Below are 17031 nucleotides of genomic sequence, written 5' to 3' on the forward strand. Positions count from 1 at the left end.
AAGGATGTTGTCATAGGTGAAATTAAGGCTCTTTGATATTCTTGCCATTGTTTTTTCTCTTGCCGTGTTTCTGGCCTTTACCCTCTACGGGAATAGGATGAGTCAGGAAGAGGGGTATGTCATTATTGAGGATGAGGCCGGACAGTCCATCTATCCCCTGGAAGAGGATCGGGTTATCGATTTGGAAGGACCTGTGGGCGAGACAGTTATTGTCATTGAAGATGGTCATGCCAGATTTGAATCTTCTGATTGTGATGATAACCTTTGCGTTCAAATGGGCGAGATACACAGAGCTGGTGAATGGGCGGCCTGTCTGCCCAATAAGATTTTTATGTATACCGGCGGTAAAGGAGATGATCAGGAGGTGGATGCAGGTGTTTACTGAGAAAAAACTCAATAGAATAGCCCTTCTGGGCGCTTTTAGTATGTTCCTGTCTACCATAGAGTACCTCTTTCCCAGACCTATTCCCTTCATGCGCCTGGGCTTAGCCAATCTCCCTGTTATTCTTAGTCTTGAGTTATTTTCGGCACCGGCTTATTTTTTACTCATCCTTTTAAAAGTCTTGGGACAGGCGCTGGTGAATGGAACTCTGGCGTCCTATGTGTTCCTCTTTTCTATGGTCGGTTCGTTTGCCAGTGGTTTGCTTATGTGGCTTTGTTACAAGGCGTTAAGACCTCGTATCTCCTTTGTGGGAATCAGTGTCATGGGGGCTCTCACCAGCAATATGGCTCAAATTATACTGTCTATCAGTTTTATTTTCGGACCCTCAGCCTGGCGGATCTTACCACTCTTTTTAGGGATTGGTTTGGTATCCGGCCTCTTTATCGGTCTTTTTGCCCAGAGGTTTTCAGAAAAGTCAAAATGGTGGGAACTCATCAGGCAGGGTGCCTTGAAAGATGATCTTTTAACAGAAGAGGCCGTAGATGAAAAATAAGGGTAAAAGACGGCGTAGACAGGATCGGCTGGCTCTGTTTTTGAGTCCAAAGTTGAGGTTCTGGACGGGTATGGCCATGATTCCCGGCTTCTTTATGATTGAATCCTTGAGTACAAAGGGCTTACTCGTTCTTGTCTTTGCCTTTTTAGGATTTTTAGCTGGAAAAAAGATCAGATTTTTCTATTTCTTTTTCCTCATCGGCTCCATCACATTCTTTCATCTTCTCAGTCCTGTGGGACGGATACTGACAGAGCTCGGGCCTGTTAAGATTACAAGCGGTGCCCTGATGACGGGACTGACTAAAGGGCTGACACTCTGTGGACTCGTATTCCTCTCCCTCTTTTCGGTGACCCCCGACCTGAAACTACCGGGAAAACTGGGCGGGCTGCTGGCCAAGACCTTTTATTACTTTGAAGAGATCCTGAACGGACGTAAGAAAATTTCACCTAGAGATTTTATCGGGAGTCTCGACCTGGTCCTGTTGGAGCTCTTTCCGCCCGATGGCATGGGAGATATGGCTCCCCAGGAAGTTTCAGGACCCAAGGCTAATGCCTTGGTCTCTTTTCTCTATGTGGTCTTTCTTTTCTGTCTTATCTGGGGAACTCTTTTGTGGCAAATCCTTATGTGATTGAAAGCCATGATTCATGGATTCTGACAGAGAAACCGGCAGGACTTCTCAGCGTTCCGGGAAAAGGGCCAGAAAAAGCGGACTGCCTTTACTCCCGTCTTCAACGGGACTTTCCAGATATCCTGGTGGTTCACAGGCTGGATCAGCCCACTTCGGGACTGATGATCTGGGCCAGGAATAAAGAGGCCCAGAAGAAGCTGGGGCATCAATTTGAACAAAGATTAATTCACAAGGAATATCAGGCCCTGCTTTCGTCCGGCCTGCCCCGGGAAGAGGGGGGTCTTGAGTTGAGGCAGCGTCTGGATGTAGATAATCGTCCCCTGCAAATCATTGATGAAGAAAAGGGTAAATTGTCTCTAACCCGCTGGCGTCTTCTGGGAGAAGAGAGTGGAGGCCACTGGCGTGTTCAGTTGTATCCCGAAACAGGCAGGACTCATCAGCTCCGTCTTCATATGGCGGCCATGAAGGCTCCTATCCTGGGAGATTCACTCTATGGCGGCCCCCCATTCTACCGAATGGCCCTGCATGCCTGTGTTCTTGAGTTTCTTGATCCTGTGAGTGGATGTTTGCGGCACTTTGAATCGGTTGTGCCTTTTTAAATCAGTCCAGGAATCCCTGTTCGTCAATGTATTTCTGGGCCATGGCTCGATCTGCCGGATCAATCCTGTCTTTGTATGTGTCTAAAAAGTCATGATCATATCGGGCGGCACACCATAAGAGACTCCAAACAGAGTTGTTTTTCTCCGCTCCCAGCTTTTTGTATATCTCATACACTTGCAGGTAGGCTTCCAGTATCTCTTCGGTTTCCCTGGTGCTAAAGTTGTTTCCTGTTCCCAAACGGTTATAGATTGTGACTATCTCATCGGGGTAGATCAGATCCGGATCATCACTGCGCATCGAATTGCGGATGTACAGATCGGGCCAGAGGAAGATATCATCCCAATAAAATCCGGTAATCAGGGAAAAATTTTCCCCTTCAAGAACCTTGTGTTCTCCCGTTATCTGGCGCTGGATCGGTTCTTCCTCGGCTCCTGATGGAATTTCGATAACAGGTTGCACGTCCAGCTCTTCATCTTTTTGAATTTCTATGGGTTGTACGACGGTCTCTCTAACACTCGTCTTTTCAATGTCATCCTGCATCATTTGTTTATTCTGAAAGTATTCGTAACCGTATCTGATTGTGAACAAAAGGATCAGCATAAAAAAGAGAAATAATAAAATGTTCCGTAATCGTTTCTTTTCCATCATTCTTAATTATCGGCGAAACTCAAATTAAAGTACACAAAAAAAGATTCACAAGATTTTTTTATTTAAGATGAAAGGAATTCTCCCTCAAGGGATATTCCTGTAGACCCGGTAATCTTTACGGGGACAAAATGACCCGGGACAATTTCCTGGTTTCCCTGAAAGTGTATATTGATTTTCCCCTCTGTCAGGCCTGTCCAACGCCGGCCGTCTCTGGATTTTCCTGTTACCAGAATATTTAGTGTTTTGCCAATGAGAGAGGCGTTGTAGCGGTTTGCCGATTTTATAAACACATCAGATAAAATATGGAGCCTCTGTTTTTTTATGTCCTGTGGAATCTTATCATCCCAGCGGGAACTTACAGCTCCGGGGCGGGGAGAATAGGTGGCTATATAAGCCATGTTGTAATTAAACTCTTCCATGGCAAGGCGTGTATTTTCAAAATTCTCGTCCCCTTCCTCGGTGAACCCTACGATCACATCGGTAAAGAGGGTGGCTTCCGGCAGTATCCGTCGGATATTCTCAACGATCTTCCTGTAGTCGGACAGAGTGTGGTTTCTGTTCATTTTTTTGAGAATTTCATTGTCTCCGGATTGGAGGGGGAGGTGTACCTGCTTGGCAAGACAGCGGTAGCGGGACATGGTTTCCAGTACATCCAATGTCATATCCCGGGGATGGGGAGAGGTGAAGTAGAGCCAGAATGCATGTTCTGACGCATCTCCCATTTTTCCTATTGCGTCTAGGAGTTCTGCAAAGCTAAGCTCCTCTTCCTTGTCTAATCCGTAGGAATTGACGTTTTGTCCCAGGAGGGTAATGGATTTATACCCTTTTTGCAGAAGCTTGTTGATTTCATCCAGAATCTCAGCTGAGGGGCGGGATACTTCTCTGCCCCTTGTATAGGGAACCGCACAGTACGTGCAGAATTTATCACATCCATTCTGGATGGGGACAAAGGCTTCATAGTCGGAGTCATAAGAGGGACTGATGCCCCAGAACTCCTTCTGATCGTGATGAGGACGCAGACCTGTCGCGGTGACTATCCCGTATTGGCTGATCATCTCGGGAAGTCCGGCTATATCGTTTGTTTCAAAAACAAGATCGAAGGTCTTGAGGAATTTCTTCTTATCTTCTTCCAAAAGACAGCCGGTCACAAAGGTAATCAGGTTTTTATCTTTTTTCCATTTGTTCCAAAGATGAATCCTGCTGTACACCTTGTCGATCGCTTTTTGCCGGACCGAACAGGCCACGATTCCCAGAATATCAGCGTCTTCTTCTTTGTCTGTTTTTGTGAATCCCATGCCTGTGAAGACTGTGGTTAGCCTTTCGGAATCGGATATATTCATCTGACAACCCAGTGTCAGTACATAGTATTTCATAAGGGGAGTGTCACTCCTTTTTAAACCAGTCTATGATGCGGTCTGCCACTTCTTTTCGCTCACAACCATTGACCAGAACATGGGGACTCTCCACCAAAACTATATGCTCTTTTCGGTTACTGCTTATTCCATTCTCAATGATCTGGACCGCATCTGGAGCTACCGTTTTATCTCCTTCGGACACAATAGTCAAGGTTGGAGATTTGACCCTAGAAAGATTTTTAAGGGCTCTTTTTCTCAGGGCAATCATGTCGGCTACCTTTATAACATCCGTTCTTGCCCAGTAAGCCCTTCCCAGGGTTCTCCGCTCTTCATCGTCTTCGTCCTCTTCTTTCCAGGAACCCTTGACGGAATGTATGAAATACTTGAGAAAAGGAGTCTTGAAAACAAGTTTGTTTCTTATGCTGATTGCTGGAGCCATGACGACAATTTTTGCCGGGTCAAAGAGAGCAGCCAGGATGAGGGTCAACAGACCGCCCATGGAGAGACCGGCAATATACACGGTCTTGTACCGGGATTGTAAAAGCACATACTCATCAACTACACAGCGCAGCCAGTCGTGTCCTGTCGATTCATGGAAATCGGCGGCATTGCTAGCGTGACCGGGGAGACGGGGAAGGGATACGGTGTATCCTTCTGAGACCAGCCGGTCGAAGAGGTAGAAAAAATTGGATGTCATTCCCGTAAATCCATGCACGAGGAGTACTGCTTCATCTCCACCCTCATGAAAACGGGGTTGTCCCAATGGCAATATTTGAGTATTTGATGGAATTTTGTCGAAGTTCATTATTGTTTCTCCCTGATGACTTATTTTGATAGAACTATTTGACCCTAAGATTGACTTTATTTTAAAGCAGACGCAATGTCAAATGCGGTTGAATTCCTATTTTTATTCTTGCATAAAATTGTTTAATTATAAGTCCAGATAAATAATTTTTCCTTATGATGATAGAATCTCTATACTTATCTTAAGTATCTTTTTTATCTTTAAACAAAATAAGTTGGAAACAAAATTATCTTGTTTCTTTTAGTCTTTAACACTTTATTTTATTCCTAATAATGCAATAAATAGTGGTTATATGTAAAAAACATCCTCCCATTTAGTTAAATTTAAGGTTAATCTAAATCCATTAGTGATCATGGAGGGATATATTGAAAAATAATAAGGATGTTTTGGGTGATATCAAAGGTGCTACAAGATAATCTATGAATGGTCAGGAAAGCAGCATCACCATTGCTTCAGCTGTCTATATTTTCTTTGTTTCTTCCATAAACAATAATTTTATTTCTAGTGGGAATATTTTCAATATTTTACGTTCGCCCAGTTTTGTACTGATATTTATTACTGGGATGGCGCTTATTTTGATAACTGCAGATCTTGATCTTTCAGTAGGCTTTTCTGTGGTGGTGTTGGCTCTTGTATGGTGGAGCTTTAGTCTTTTTAGCAATTCTTTTAGAAGTCCTCGTAGATGTACTAGAGCTTTAGAGAGTATTACCATCAGACCTTTTATGAATCCCATGTCGAAACCTTAGCCGACATGGGTTCCTGGTTGTATTCATTACAATGAAAAGTAATCGCGTATTGTCTGATTTTCCTGATCCCAATTAATATATAGTTTTTTTAACTTTAGGCAATCCGTTAATCAGGAAACTAGGGACACTATCTCCATAATGAACTCTATTATAATATTAAGTATACAAATGTATTGTTTTTATACATATCCCATTAGCCGTGGAAGAAGTAATGAAAGATCTGGTACAAAAGTAGTCAAAATTAGTGTAGGTATCCATGCAAATAATATGAGAGAAAAAGTTGGTTTAAGCATTTCCTTGACATCAGCACCAGCGACTCTTCCCCCTAAATAAAGCAACGGTGCACATGGAGGTGTGACGTTGCCCATGCCAATATTGACACTTAATACGGCTGCAAATTGGATAGGTGTCATACCTAAAGCCATAACTACAGGGAGTAAAAGAGGAGCACTGAGGACTGTACCGCTGCAATCATCCATGAGCATACCGATAACGAGCATAAATAGGTTAATCATAATTAAAATTATTGCACGGTTAGAAGAAAGGGATGTTAAAAAATTCAAAATCAGGTCAGGCAAGTTCTCTGTCATAAACATACGGCTGAGAATTCCCACTGAAAATAGCATGACCATTATAACACCTGATGTCTCGCCGGCTTGGACCAAGGCCGCTTTGAAAGAAATAGAGTCAATTCGGTGATAGTAAAAAATACCAATTATCAGAGAGTAAATGACTGAGAATGCTGCACCTTCAGTAGCAGTCAAGACACCACCATAAATACTTCCTAGTAATAATATAGGCATCATGACAGCTGGAACTGCACTTCGTTGTTTTCTTTCCCCACTTTCTTTAATTTCCTTCTTTAAAGGCTGAAAGTTAACCATATCCGGGTCTTTTTTCACAAAGTATGCATTCACAATGCTGAATAATGTAATAAGGATCACACCCGGAATAATCGTTGCTAAAAAACAAGCTAGCACAGAGGTCCCAGTACCCCAAGCATATAAAATCATTAAAATGCTAGGTGGAATCATTATACCTAGCACCCCGGAACTGGCAAGCATGGCACCTATTAAGCCGGGCTTATAGCCTTGTTCTTTCAGACGAGGTGTCATAATTGATCCAATGCATGACAACGTTGCAGTGGCACTTCCAGACACAGCACCAAACATAGCCGAGGAAATAATGGTTACTGTGCCAAGAGCAGCCTTAGAGCCCTTGCAAAGCTTCATTAACCCCTGAACTAGCTTTTCACCGATGCCACCTTTGTCTATGATGGCGCCTGCCAAAACGAATAGAGGAATAGTCAGTAAAAGAATACTGTTTTGGTTGTTAAAGCCGTAAGAGAATAACATTAGGGGATTAAATCCGCCAATGGTGCATATAAAAGCAGCGCATAGAAAGAAGGACAGAGGAATAGGAATGCCAACTGCCATGGCTAGAATTAATATTAAAAGAGCAATTAATGATGTCATTAGGCATTCCGTCCTTTAAAAATTTCTATAGATACTTTTGTGTCAATATTTTTGAGATCTAGAAATGAGGTGACGCAATCGCGAATTAAATAGAATCCCCACATAAAAAAAGCTAAACACATAGGAAATTGCTGAAAGTAGTAGGGTATCTTGTGGACACTTGTTCTGGGTTTGAGAGCAATCGTCCAAGACCAATAGTCATAGCACCATTTTATCGCTACACAGCATATAGCTAAACTAAGGAGATCTTTGATGATTTCTTTGATAGAAATAATCCTTGGGTTTTGGGTAAAGATAGATACCATATCTGCATTAAGGTGTGTTTTAGATCGTGATGCGGAAATACTTCCAATAAAATACAGCCAGTAACCGAATATTAGTATAATCTCTTCAGAACCATAAAAATCAGTTTTCAATATGTAGCGCATAAACGCGCCTGTCATAATCAAAATCGTAACGATAGATCCTGATATAATGATTATATAATCATAGATTATCTGCAAAACTTTATCTATATATGCAATAATTTTCATATGTTTATATTACCCTCCTAATTTATATATCTTTGATCCATCCATTGAGGCAATATAGGATTTACATCTCTGCAAACCCCATATTGTCTCAATGGAGCCATTGTAAATATTCATTAGAAACTAGAACATAACTGGAACTCATTCATTAAAACTAGCTAGAACATTGTCCAAAAACTCCTGAGTAAAAGTTTGTGCTAGTTTTGGCCATACATTGGCACGAACAGCATCTGCAAAAGTCGCTCGTTCTGAATCAGAAAATTCAACGACTGTGACCCCACTCTCTTCCAAAAGGGTCTTGTATTTTCCCTCATCTTCTTGAGCTAACGATATGCTGTCAAGGCATTTATCTTGGATAATCGTACGGATTGATTCTTGATCCTCCGGCAATAGTTTCTCAAAGGCAGTTTTACTTATCAGGATATGAGTAGCTTCTTGTACTTGTTGGTAATCATAGAAGTGATTAAGAACATCACGAAAATATTGGTAGTTTAGGTTTGCTGGACCACCAGCCCAACCATCCGCAAGACCAGTCTGAATTGATGTATAGGTATCTGAATATGGAATAGTTGTCGTTCGGAAACCTAGCTCTATATTACATTCAGCAAAAGTGTCCATAGCAGGAACTCTGATAAGAGCTCCTTTTTCAGCACCAACCACAGCAGCATCAGTCAGTTCAACATCGGTACCGACACCGTCAAAACCTTCACAAAAAAATCCCATCAGTTCTATACCTAATTTACTCTCAATTTCGTGTATTGTTTTAAAAAGGTACGAATCAGGACTGTAAATAGTAGCCAGCTGATCATAGCCTGTGGCTAAGTAAGGCAAAAAAGTACCCAATAGGCGGGAATCATAAGCAGAATTAACAGAAATATGCCCCATTTCAACGCTTCCAAACATGATCTCATCAAACACACTCATGTAATCACCGAGCTGGTTGTCTGGGTAAAGAGTAATATTGACGCGACCATCAGTAGCCTCTTTTATACTGTCAATAATTTCTTTGTCTGCTAAAGTTACAAAAGAATCATTGGGATGTTGATTAGCCATACGCCATTCCACAGGAATGAAGTCATCAGTAGAAGTAAGGTTTGTTGATTTCTCTCCATCAGCAGAAGCATTGCTTGTGGATTTTTTGCCACCTCCACAAGCAGAAAAAACGGAAATCAGAATGCAACACAAGAGAAGTGCACCCAATTTTTTTGCGGAATCCTTCATAATTATTTCTCCTTTCTTTAATTATGTTGATTGAATTAATTGCCAATTAAGGCATGTTTATTATTGTTAGCTTTTCTGCTAGTTGTCAACAAAATTATAACAATATCTTGTATTTATTCCTTGTTCTGTACAAAATATTTGTATTTTAGAAATTCTTCATAATTATTTAAATTTTGTGCAATCAAGGAGATGTATAGTTTTTTATAGCATTTAATCGAGTATTTTTCACACTCTCCACATGAGAGAATGAATATAATTATAGATAGTCTTACTACTTATACTTTGGGTTTGTTATCCCTATTAAATCATTATTTATTCGGATTCGGAGACTCTCTTAGCTCAAGCAACAGGTTTGACTGGTTGCTAAGATGATGTATCAACTTTTTGTTTTGAATATTGAAATCTCCATTGCTTTAGCTGATAGTTTTAACCAAAGCAACGGATTATAAATTTCCTATTCTATTTCTGTAGATAGTAGTTTTCGATTCAAACTTTCAGAAGTCGGAGTCTACACATATTCAGAACATGGTATTTCTAAAAGGTTTTCATTTGCCATAAAAGTCATTCTTCGAAAATTCATAGATACTCCTAACACTCTGATTCTTGTGTCTTAAGAACTCCTGTCAGTTGAAAAATTATTTTATCATTTTGGTTGGAAGAGTTTATCAAGGAATTAAAATATTGTATTAATGCGATCAAAATAACAATAAATTGTTATTTTTGTTGACAGGTGCTAAAAATACAAACAATAATAAACGTACAAAAACTGGCAAATCAATCTAATAGGAATATTTCTAATAGAAGATTCAGGAATGAGAACGATCTCTATTTATTAACTAGTAATATGCAGAGGCCATTGTTGTTGAAACAGTCAGATATAATTCTAGGAATAAGAAATACATAGTCAGTTAGAGCGTTTCAGTGCTGTTAGGCTTAAAATTGATTGCATTCTGGATTCTAGGATTGGGATGATCTATGGATAAGTAGGACACTATTAATAATGGGTGTTGTTGGTACTTGTATAGTTTTAATTTCAAAAATTGAAAAATTTTAGAGATAATAGTAATAGGATGGATAAAATGGATAAAGAGGTTTTAATTACTGATAAAGCACCGAAATCGGTGGGACCGTATTCTCAGATGGTAAAGTGTGGAGATTTTCTGTTTATTTCCGGTCAGATTTCGGCAGATGTTAAAACAGGTGAAATCGTACATCAAGATGTTACAAAACAAACGCACACTATTATGCGCACAATTAAAGATATGCTAGATGATGCTGGTAGTAATATGGATAAAGTTGTCAAATGTTCTGTGCATCTTTCTGATGCTATATATTTTGAAGAAATGAACAATGTGTATCTTCAGTATTTTGATAATGGGTACCCGGCCAGGATTACTGTTTCTGGAGTACAGCTATATGATGGAGTCAATGTCGAGATTGATGTTATCGCAGCAGTGTAATACTTGATTTATTGAATAAAAATAAATATTGGAGGCCTTTATGATTACACATGATGATATTACCAAAATGCTAGAAATGGAAATGCAACCTGCGTTAGGCTGTACTGGACCCACTGCCTATGCTCTTGCAGCAGCTCGGTGCAAGCCTTTTCTCACTGCTGATGTGAATTTAATGAATATATACGTTAGCCCTGCTTTTTTAAAGATAGGCTTTGGAGTTGCGACTCCTGGTACAACAGAGCCGGGGATTGGGATTGCCGCGGCGATAGGACTATTGGGTGGTGATTATACACTCGGGATGGAGGTTCTGAAACCTTGCACTCCCCAGAATATTCAGAAGGCACAGCTCATGGTCGATGAAGGTAGGGTGCAGATCTTCAGTGACGGGGAGGAGACCGGTGTATATGTCCGTGCAGAGGTAATTACCAACAACGAAACGGTTATCACAATTCTTTCGGGTAAACATGATGGTATCATCAGTGTATCAGTTAATGGCCAGGAAATGTTTCATAACGAAGACTCTCTGAAGGAAATTGAGCAAGATGAAGTTTTTTTAACCCCAGACATCATCTTTGATTACATCTCCCATGTTGATACCAAGGAACTGCAATTTCTGTTGGACGGGTATAAGATGAATCTAGCTCTTGCTGAGGATGGTTTGAAAAATGAATTTGGATTGCATAGTGGACGGGCTTACCTCAGGTCTACGTTTCAGAAAAATAAAGTACCTGCAGATTTGTTTGAACAACCGTTAAAGTATCTGCCAGTAACTTTGGATAAAAAGGTACAAATTCTGGTTTCTGCAGCTTCCGATGCCCGTATGGGTGGTAGCAGTTATCCTGCCATGGCAGCAATGGGAGATGGTAATCAAGGTATAACCGCTATTTTACCTGTTGGCCTTGCTGCAGAATCGTATAACTCCTCTAAGGAAGAGATGATTCGTGCACTAGCTTTATCTTGTCTGATGCTTTTCTTTGTAAAGATCCATATCGGACGTTCCGCTGCATTCTGCATGTGCGCAATCGCTGCTTCCGCTGGCGCCACAGCAGGTATTTGCTATTTAAAAGGGTTAGATGAAAAAGCGATCCGTGGAGCAGTTAAAAATTCAATTTCACCACTTGCGGGGATGTTATGTGATGGTGCCAAAAATGGGTGTGCATTGAAAATGTCAATTGCTAGTATGACTGCACTAAATGCAGTGGAGCTGGCTGAATCGGGAATTGAGGTTGGCTATTTTGATGGTGTGGCAGATAACACACTAGAAGAAACTGTAAACTGCATTACTGACATTGCGAACAAGAGCATGGATTTACTTGATGAGTTGATGGTCAATAGTATTTTATTGAAAGAAGAAAGAAAAAGAAAAAAATGCAAAACAATATAACACAAAAATTGCAGATAGATAATTTGAAAATACTACTTGTTGAGATTATTTCCTAATCAAGTCATCCTCTATAAATGGGGGTGATCTATCCCCAATAAATCGTACCACAATATAGATTAGTTTTCAGCCAACAAATACAATGGAGGCTGATATGAAAAAGAGATTTACAGAAGAACAGATCGTAAAGATTCTGGGAGAACAGAAACTAGGTAAAAAGGTAAGTGACGTTGCCCGTGAATATGGAATCAGCGAAAATACTTTTTATATTTGGAAGAGAAAATACGCAGATATGACTTCCAAAGAAGTTGCCCGGTTAAAACAGCTTGAACAAGAAAATGAAAACCTAAAAAAGCTTGTAGCCAATTTATCACTGGATAATATGGCTCAAAAGGAAATCATAAAAAAGTTCTGCGACCCGGAGTAAAAAGAGAAGCAGTAAGGCATATTGTGAAATACTTCGGGTTATCAATAAGAAGAGCATGTCGTTTAGTTCAAATTCCTCGATCTACTTATCTTTATGATTTAAAACCTAATGATGATGGTGAGATTATCAAAGAGATATATAAGATCCTTAAAAACAACTCTAAATATGGCTGTGGAATGATCCATCTAAAACTTCGACAGAATAGTATCGCTATTAATCATAAGCGCACTGAGAGGATCTACAACGAACTAGGGCTGCAATTAAAGAGTAGGAAACGTAGGAAAAAGATTTCATCTGAGAATAGAGAGCCTGCGATCATTCCAAAAACACCAGGTAAACTATGGGCAATTGATTTTGTAAGTGATTCTGTTGGAAATCATAAGAAACTAAAAGTCTTAACAGTCATTGATCCAACAACGAATAGATCACCAATTATCCATGCTGGTTTTTCCATCAATGGAAGGCATGTTTCTGAAATACTGGATCGTGCAGGAGAAAAACATGGCTACCCTGAAACTTTACAATGTGATAATGGACCTGAGTTTAGAAGTAAAGAGTTGGACAAATGGTGCTATGAAAAGGGAATAAAAATCAGCTTTTCACGACCTGGAAAACCAACGGATAATTGCTACATTGAAAGTTTTAATGGGACATTTAGAAATGAATGCTTAAATTCCCATTATTTTGAATCTATTACTGATGCAAGAGAAAAGATCGAAGATTGGTGGTCTGAATATAACTATGAAAGACCACAAAAACGGTTGAAAGGAATGACACCAATAGAATTTGAGAGTAAGCTAAAGAAGCTGAAAACTAAATCTGTTGTTGGGTGAATATTGGGGTGAGGTCAGGGGGATGACAATGGTTAGCGTAGATGGTAACGTTTAGTTTGAAAAAATATGATGCAGCGTGTAGATTACAGTCTAAAATAGCGATTACCGCTAGAGTAATGGCTGTTTTAAAGAACGTAAATAGAACTTCTTGGATTCGATATTATCGAAAGTAAAGAAATCTGAAAAATTAAAAAAATATTATTGATAAATTGATGTTTACCACAGTAAAATCAGGATGTTCTCTGTAAAAAAATGGTTGACTCCTAATGAGTAAGTAAGTAGGTATTATGAAACTATAACTGTGTCTTAACTGACATTTTGTATTTCATGGTTGGAACCAAGATATCGTTTTAAATATTGTAATACAAAGTGTATACATCGATTTCTGGAAGATAAATATTCAGAAAAATTTGTATATTATTGCAGAATCCAATCAAAAATAGTTTCTTAAGTTTATTGAGTGGATTCCACTCTAAGGAACAAACCCAATATTCACTATAGCTTAGTTAATGGGAACAGTCTACTAATTATTAAATTAAGTTTATTGTGTATTCCATATAAGTATGGATATGTTATTTTTTTATTATGAAGGAATTGATTTCAATGAATGATGAACATCCACTGTTGAGTCTTATGATTCCAATAGCTGATATTATTGCTAAAACTATCGGAGATAATTGTGAAGTAGCAATTCATGATTTGACGCATCCAAAACATTCTATCTTTTATATTGTTAATGGATCATTGACTGGTAGAAAGAAATATGATGGGTTAAGTCCAGCTTTTAACGAATTGGTTCAACTTGCAACTCTTCATGAGGACAACTTAGTTAATTATTTTGATTCTGAGAACGGACACTTATTCAAATGTTCCAAGAGCCTAATTAGAGATGAGAACCAACATATTATTGGTTGTTTTTGTATTAATATTGCAATTGACAATTATTTACAAATGAAGAGTACTATTGATAGTCTTTGTGAAACGCAGCACATAGATAATCTTAATGTTCAGAAAACGCAAGCCGGGAATTTAGATAGTAATATTTCAGAGCTAGTACATGATATGATAATCAATACATATTCCGAGTTAAAAGGAGCCAAATCAAAGCTTTCTAAAGCAGATAAAATTGAATTGGTTAGATTTCTAAACGATAAAGGAATCTTCCGAGTGAAGGGTACAATTGAAATGGTTGGAGAATTATTAAAAATTTCAAAATTTACAGTTTATAGTTATCTAGAACAAATAAAGTCAAATTCTGATCCTGCCTTGATTTCCCGGAGTAGTAGTTAAGACCGATTTTTAATAAAATGAGGTAATAACTATGAATGAGAAAAAAAGACGTCGCTATGATGCAGAATTCAAAAGAAACGCGATAGCACTTTCAGAAGAACCAGGTCGGACAGCTCACAGCGTAGAGCAATCCTTGGGAATTGCTAATGGTTTGATTGGGAACTGGAAGCGTCAACTTTCAACAAATGGTAACTTGGCATTTCCTGGTAATGGAATCGAGGCTTTGACTCCTGATCAAAGAAAGATTCGAGATCTTGAAAAGCAGCTTTATGATGCAGAGATGGACCGCGATATATTAAAAAAAGCATTGGCCATTTTCAGCAAAACACCGAAATGAAATACTTCTTTATACAAGAGTGTCGCTCTGAATTTCCGGTGGTGAGAATGTGCCATAATCTTAATGTCTCTGAGAGCGGATTTTATGACTGGCAAGGACGATCAAAATCTTCCAGAAGGATAGCCAAAGAAAAACTGATGACCAAGATCAGTGAGCTTTTTTATGTTAAGCACAAACAAATGGCAGGAAGTCCTTTGATCACAGAGGATTTGCATGATGATCCTCAGTATAAAACTGTCTATAGAAGCCGTGTAGCAGCTCTTATTGTCAACAACGCCTAAAAAGTTCCTGTATTCAGCGGTTTAAAAGTTCCGCTTTTGGGTAAAATTAAACAGGATCAACGATCCCTATTTTCAACCGATCTTTCATCCGGTATGAATCCCCTTTAAGGCTCAGTACATGAGCATGATGAAGTAGTCTGTCGATGGTTGCCGTGGCAATGGCTACATCGTCTAAAATCTCTGCCCACCGGCCGAAAGGCTTATTAGTGGTGATGATCATACTGCCCTGTTCGTAACGCGTATTCACGATCTGGAAAAACAGATTTGCCTGTTCTTTTGACAGATTTTCATAACCCACTTCATCAACCAGAATCAGGTGTGGCTTACGCAGCCAGGTCAGCTTCCGTTTCAATCGCCCTTGTTCTCGTGCATGAGTCAAATTTTCCATCAGATCAATACAGCTGGTGTACCAGACGGTATATCCGTTCTGACAGGCTTTGTGAGCCAGAGCCAGCATTAGATGGGTTTTCCCAAGACCACTGGGCCCCATCAGTACCAGGTTTTCCTTTCGTTCAATGAAAGCCAAGCTGGATAATTCTGATAACTGGGATGCCGTCAGGCCTCCTTTCAACCAAGATAGATCAAAGTCGTCTAATAGCTTAATCGACGGCATTCCTGAGAGTTTCAGCCGGCTTTTGGCTGCCCGTTCCCTGCGAGGAATATATTCCAGTTCCAGTAAATCAGCGATTGATTGGGAAAGAGTATTCTCTGTGTGAGATTGAGCTTCAAGGTAACTTTCCAGTCCTGCAGCCATAAATTCCAGACCAAGGTCGTTCATTCTGTTTTCTATAGTCTCTTGCAGTACGTTCATGCCGTTGCCCCCATAAGCCTGTCATAGCTTCCAGGGTGGCGAACTTCAACTTCTGTTTGCATCAGTGGAGATTTAGGAAGATTATTTGTTTCAGGAACACGGGCAACGACTTTCTTTGTCTCTCTTCGATTCTCCCTTTTCCAACGCTTCAGCAAAGACTCTCTGTCTTCCTGCCTGATTGATTCTGATTTTGATCCTTTGGGGAGAAGGTCAAAGGATCTTACTGACTCCTCGTAGATAAAGATTTCTCCGGTTCTCATCAATGTATCCACTTTCAGTACAGCAGTACGTCCGATATTCTGTGCCGGGACACTGTATTTGTTTGTTTCATAGCAAATTACACCTTCTCTGGAAACAATTATTTCTTTGATTAACCTTACATCAGGTGCAGCTGCCGAATTCCAGGGATTCATAAATGCCTTTTCGTACTCAAAGCGCTCTTTCCGGGTCTCTCGGAACTGGCTCATCTGTTTTTCTACTATAGTATTGATCCACTGGGAAACGGCATGATTGAGGTCTTTTAAAGTACCGGCTTGAGCTACCTCATTACGAATGAGAAAACTATGTCCAAGATAGCCGATAAAACGTTCTACCTTGCCCTTGGTTTGCGGTCTGCGTACCTGACAGCGAAGAGGGGTAAAACCGCAGGTTGATGCGAACTCCAAAAGTTTTGAGTTTACTTGCCAGACACTGCCGCTGTTGTACCAGGCGGTTCTCATGTTGTCATAGAGGATTTCTTTCGGAACAGCTCCGAAATATTTGAAAGCCATCAGATGAGCCTGTAGAAGCGTTGACGTGGTCATGTCTAGAGTGAACAGGACAAATGGAATTCTGCTGTAACCCAGAAGCATGACAAATGCATATACTTTTTGAAATCTACCATCAATCTCCATTTTTCCGCATTCTTTCCAGTCTACCTGGGCCTGGCGGCCAGGTTCTGTTTCAAAACGGATTACTGCTTTTTCAATGAGCTTTTTTCTGTGTTGACGTGCATAGTTTCTAAGAATAGTCATTTTGCCGGTGTAACCGGCATTTTTTAGCCTTTCGTGAAGGTAAACCAGATTAAAGTATGGATCATTTTCCAGAGTATCTTCTATTATGGGGTAGAATGGTTTTAGGATACTTTCCCGGGTCTTTCTGGGATGAGTTCCAAACTCCGGATTTAGGTATTTTCTAACCATCCGGTCGCTAACTCCAAGATATTCAGCGATATACTTTTGGGTATGGCCTTGATTGGCCATGATGCGTGCTACATGCATGCGATCTTC

The 17031-nt window shown here is 39.9% G+C and carries 20 protein-coding genes; 12 read left to right on the plus strand and 8 right to left on the minus strand.

Annotation, left to right across the window (positions count from 1 at the left end; translation table 11 throughout):
* Nucleotides 1-16 precede the first annotated feature (16 nt).
* Genes EXM22_RS17075 through EXM22_RS17090 form a run of 4 tightly spaced genes read left to right on the plus strand, consistent with a single transcriptional unit; the run spans nucleotide 17 to nucleotide 2162 of the window.
* Entirely contained in the window at nucleotides 17-385 is a 369-nt protein-coding gene (locus tag EXM22_RS17075) for a NusG domain II-containing protein (protein ID WP_149487684.1), read from the plus strand.
* Nucleotides 375-935 carry a Gx transporter family protein gene (locus tag EXM22_RS17080; RefSeq protein ID WP_246157042.1) on the plus strand — a complete coding sequence of 187 codons (561 nt, stop codon included), beginning with the start codon at nucleotides 375-377 and terminating at the stop codon, nucleotides 933-935. The genes EXM22_RS17075 and EXM22_RS17080 overlap by 11 nt, the downstream gene beginning before the upstream one ends.
* Nucleotides 925-1563 carry a hypothetical protein gene (locus EXM22_RS17085; protein ID WP_149487686.1) on the plus strand — a complete coding sequence of 213 codons (639 nt, stop codon included), beginning with the start codon at nucleotides 925-927 and terminating at the stop codon, nucleotides 1561-1563. Before EXM22_RS17080 ends, EXM22_RS17085 begins: the two co-directional genes overlap by 11 nt.
* A complete protein-coding gene (locus EXM22_RS17090) occupies nucleotides 1545-2162 on the plus strand; it encodes an RluA family pseudouridine synthase (RefSeq protein ID WP_210411514.1) in 618 nt (205 codons plus the stop codon). Before EXM22_RS17085 ends, EXM22_RS17090 begins: the two co-directional genes overlap by 19 nt.
* 1 nt (nucleotide 2163) lies before the next feature.
* On the opposite strand, the gene EXM22_RS17095 is transcribed toward EXM22_RS17090, so the two are convergent.
* The 3 genes from EXM22_RS17095 to EXM22_RS17105 form a co-directional block, all read right to left on the minus strand.
* Nucleotides 2164-2751, minus strand: coding sequence for a LysM peptidoglycan-binding domain-containing protein (locus tag EXM22_RS17095; RefSeq protein WP_149487688.1), 588 nt, complete (start codon nucleotides 2749-2751; stop codon nucleotides 2164-2166).
* Between the two features lie 122 nt (nucleotides 2752-2873).
* Nucleotides 2874-4184: a tRNA (N6-isopentenyl adenosine(37)-C2)-methylthiotransferase MiaB gene (miaB, locus tag EXM22_RS17100; protein ID WP_149487689.1), complete on the minus strand. Its 1311-nt coding sequence runs from the start codon at nucleotides 4182-4184 to the stop codon at nucleotides 2874-2876.
* 10 nt (nucleotides 4185-4194) lie between these two features.
* Complete coding sequence (locus EXM22_RS17105; protein WP_149487690.1) at nucleotides 4195-4971, minus strand: alpha/beta hydrolase; 777 nt, start codon at nucleotides 4969-4971, stop codon at nucleotides 4195-4197.
* A gap of 419 nt (nucleotides 4972-5390) precedes the next feature.
* Here EXM22_RS17105 and EXM22_RS17110 point away from each other — a divergent pair, with 419 nt between their 5' ends.
* Nucleotides 5391-5717 carry a hypothetical protein gene (locus EXM22_RS17110; protein ID WP_149487691.1) on the plus strand — a complete coding sequence of 109 codons (327 nt, stop codon included), beginning with the start codon at nucleotides 5391-5393 and terminating at the stop codon, nucleotides 5715-5717.
* A gap of 179 nt (nucleotides 5718-5896) precedes the next feature.
* On the opposite strand, the gene EXM22_RS17115 is transcribed toward EXM22_RS17110, so the two are convergent.
* The 3 genes from EXM22_RS17115 to dctP all read right to left on the minus strand — a co-directional run bounded on the left by EXM22_RS17115 (nucleotide 5897) and on the right by dctP (nucleotide 8943).
* On the minus strand, nucleotides 5897-7192 hold the full coding sequence (locus EXM22_RS17115) for a TRAP transporter large permease (protein WP_149487692.1): 1296 nt from the start codon (nucleotides 7190-7192) through the stop codon (nucleotides 5897-5899).
* Nucleotides 7192-7725, minus strand: a complete 534-nt coding sequence (locus EXM22_RS17120) for a TRAP transporter small permease (protein WP_149487693.1) — start codon at nucleotides 7723-7725, stop codon at nucleotides 7192-7194. The genes EXM22_RS17115 and EXM22_RS17120 overlap by 1 nt, the downstream gene beginning before the upstream one ends.
* A gap of 138 nt (nucleotides 7726-7863) precedes the next feature.
* Nucleotides 7864-8943 carry a TRAP transporter substrate-binding protein DctP gene (gene dctP, locus EXM22_RS17125; protein ID WP_149487694.1) on the minus strand — a complete coding sequence of 360 codons (1080 nt, stop codon included), beginning with the start codon at nucleotides 8941-8943 and terminating at the stop codon, nucleotides 7864-7866.
* A 1070-nt stretch (nucleotides 8944-10013) separates the two neighbouring features.
* Between dctP and EXM22_RS17130 the strand changes: the two genes are divergently transcribed.
* The 7 genes from EXM22_RS17130 to EXM22_RS17160 all read left to right on the plus strand — a co-directional run bounded on the left by EXM22_RS17130 (nucleotide 10014) and on the right by EXM22_RS17160 (nucleotide 14952).
* Nucleotides 10014-10403: a Rid family detoxifying hydrolase gene (locus EXM22_RS17130; RefSeq protein WP_149487695.1), complete on the plus strand. Its 390-nt coding sequence runs from the start codon at nucleotides 10014-10016 to the stop codon at nucleotides 10401-10403.
* 40 nt (nucleotides 10404-10443) lie between these two features.
* The gene (locus EXM22_RS17135) at nucleotides 10444-11787 is read left to right on the plus strand and encodes an L-cysteine desulfidase family protein (RefSeq protein WP_149487696.1); all 1344 of its coding nucleotides are present in this window, start codon (nucleotides 10444-10446) and stop codon (nucleotides 11785-11787) included.
* A 151-nt stretch (nucleotides 11788-11938) separates the two neighbouring features.
* On the plus strand, nucleotides 11939-12211 hold the full coding sequence (locus EXM22_RS17140) for a transposase (RefSeq protein WP_168203513.1): 273 nt from the start codon (nucleotides 11939-11941) through the stop codon (nucleotides 12209-12211).
* Nucleotides 12212-12234: 23 nt separating this feature from the next.
* Entirely contained in the window at nucleotides 12235-13044 is an 810-nt protein-coding gene (locus tag EXM22_RS17145) for an IS3 family transposase (RefSeq protein ID WP_246157022.1), read from the plus strand.
* 585 nt (nucleotides 13045-13629) lie between these two features.
* On the plus strand, nucleotides 13630-14334 hold the full coding sequence (locus EXM22_RS17150) for a helix-turn-helix transcriptional regulator (protein WP_149487698.1): 705 nt from the start codon (nucleotides 13630-13632) through the stop codon (nucleotides 14332-14334).
* Nucleotides 14335-14365: 31 nt separating this feature from the next.
* A complete protein-coding gene (locus EXM22_RS17155) occupies nucleotides 14366-14671 on the plus strand; it encodes a transposase (protein WP_149487699.1) in 306 nt (101 codons plus the stop codon).
* Nucleotides 14672-14718: 47 nt separating this feature from the next.
* Entirely contained in the window at nucleotides 14719-14952 is a 234-nt protein-coding gene (locus EXM22_RS17160; protein WP_149487700.1) for a hypothetical protein, read from the plus strand.
* 46 nt (nucleotides 14953-14998) lie between these two features.
* On the opposite strand, the gene istB is transcribed toward EXM22_RS17160, so the two are convergent.
* Together istB and istA are read right to left on the minus strand one after the other, a co-directional pair.
* On the minus strand, nucleotides 14999-15763 hold the full coding sequence (gene istB, locus EXM22_RS17165) for an IS21-like element helper ATPase IstB (RefSeq protein ID WP_149487701.1): 765 nt from the start codon (nucleotides 15761-15763) through the stop codon (nucleotides 14999-15001).
* Nucleotides 15760-17022, minus strand: a complete 1263-nt coding sequence (istA, locus tag EXM22_RS17170) for an IS21 family transposase (protein WP_168203593.1) — start codon at nucleotides 17020-17022, stop codon at nucleotides 15760-15762. The genes istB and istA overlap by 4 nt, the downstream gene beginning before the upstream one ends.
* Nucleotides 17023-17031: the final 9 nt, after the last annotated feature.

This window comes from Oceanispirochaeta crateris, from assembly GCF_008329965.1.
In the GTDB taxonomy this organism is placed as follows: Bacteria; Spirochaetota; Spirochaetia; order DSM-2461; family DSM-2461; genus Oceanispirochaeta; species Oceanispirochaeta crateris.

Bases quoted from the DNA above. Each gene is read 5' to 3' on its own strand.
- EXM22_RS17085 (WP_149487686.1), top strand. From the start codon at position 925: ATGAAAAATAAGGGTAAAAGACGGCGTAGACAGGATCGGCTGGCTCTG.
- miaB (WP_149487689.1), bottom strand. From the start codon at position 4,184: ATGAAATACTATGTACTGACACTGGGTTGTCAGATGAATATATCCGAT.
- EXM22_RS17105 (WP_149487690.1), bottom strand. From the start codon at position 4,971: ATGAACTTCGACAAAATTCCATCAAATACTCAAATATTGCCATTGGGA.
- EXM22_RS17110 (WP_149487691.1), top strand. From the start codon at position 5,391: ATGAATGGTCAGGAAAGCAGCATCACCATTGCTTCAGCTGTCTATATT.
- EXM22_RS17115 (WP_149487692.1), bottom strand. From the start codon at position 7,192: ATGACATCATTAATTGCTCTTTTAATATTAATTCTAGCCATGGCAGTT.
- EXM22_RS17120 (WP_149487693.1), bottom strand. From the start codon at position 7,725: ATGAAAATTATTGCATATATAGATAAAGTTTTGCAGATAATCTATGAT.
- dctP (WP_149487694.1), bottom strand. From the start codon at position 8,943: ATGAAGGATTCCGCAAAAAAATTGGGTGCACTTCTCTTGTGTTGCATT.
- EXM22_RS17130 (WP_149487695.1), top strand. From the start codon at position 10,014: ATGGATAAAATGGATAAAGAGGTTTTAATTACTGATAAAGCACCGAAA.
- EXM22_RS17135 (WP_149487696.1), top strand. From the start codon at position 10,444: ATGATTACACATGATGATATTACCAAAATGCTAGAAATGGAAATGCAA.
- EXM22_RS17140 (WP_168203513.1), top strand. From the start codon at position 11,939: ATGAAAAAGAGATTTACAGAAGAACAGATCGTAAAGATTCTGGGAGAA.
- EXM22_RS17150 (WP_149487698.1), top strand. From the start codon at position 13,630: ATGAAGGAATTGATTTCAATGAATGATGAACATCCACTGTTGAGTCTT.
- EXM22_RS17155 (WP_149487699.1), top strand. From the start codon at position 14,366: ATGAATGAGAAAAAAAGACGTCGCTATGATGCAGAATTCAAAAGAAAC.
- EXM22_RS17160 (WP_149487700.1), top strand. From the start codon at position 14,719: ATGTGCCATAATCTTAATGTCTCTGAGAGCGGATTTTATGACTGGCAA.
- istB (WP_149487701.1), bottom strand. From the start codon at position 15,763: ATGAACGTACTGCAAGAGACTATAGAAAACAGAATGAACGACCTTGGT.
- istA (WP_168203593.1), bottom strand. From the start codon at position 17,022: ATGCATGTAGCACGCATCATGGCCAATCAAGGCCATACCCAAAAGTAT.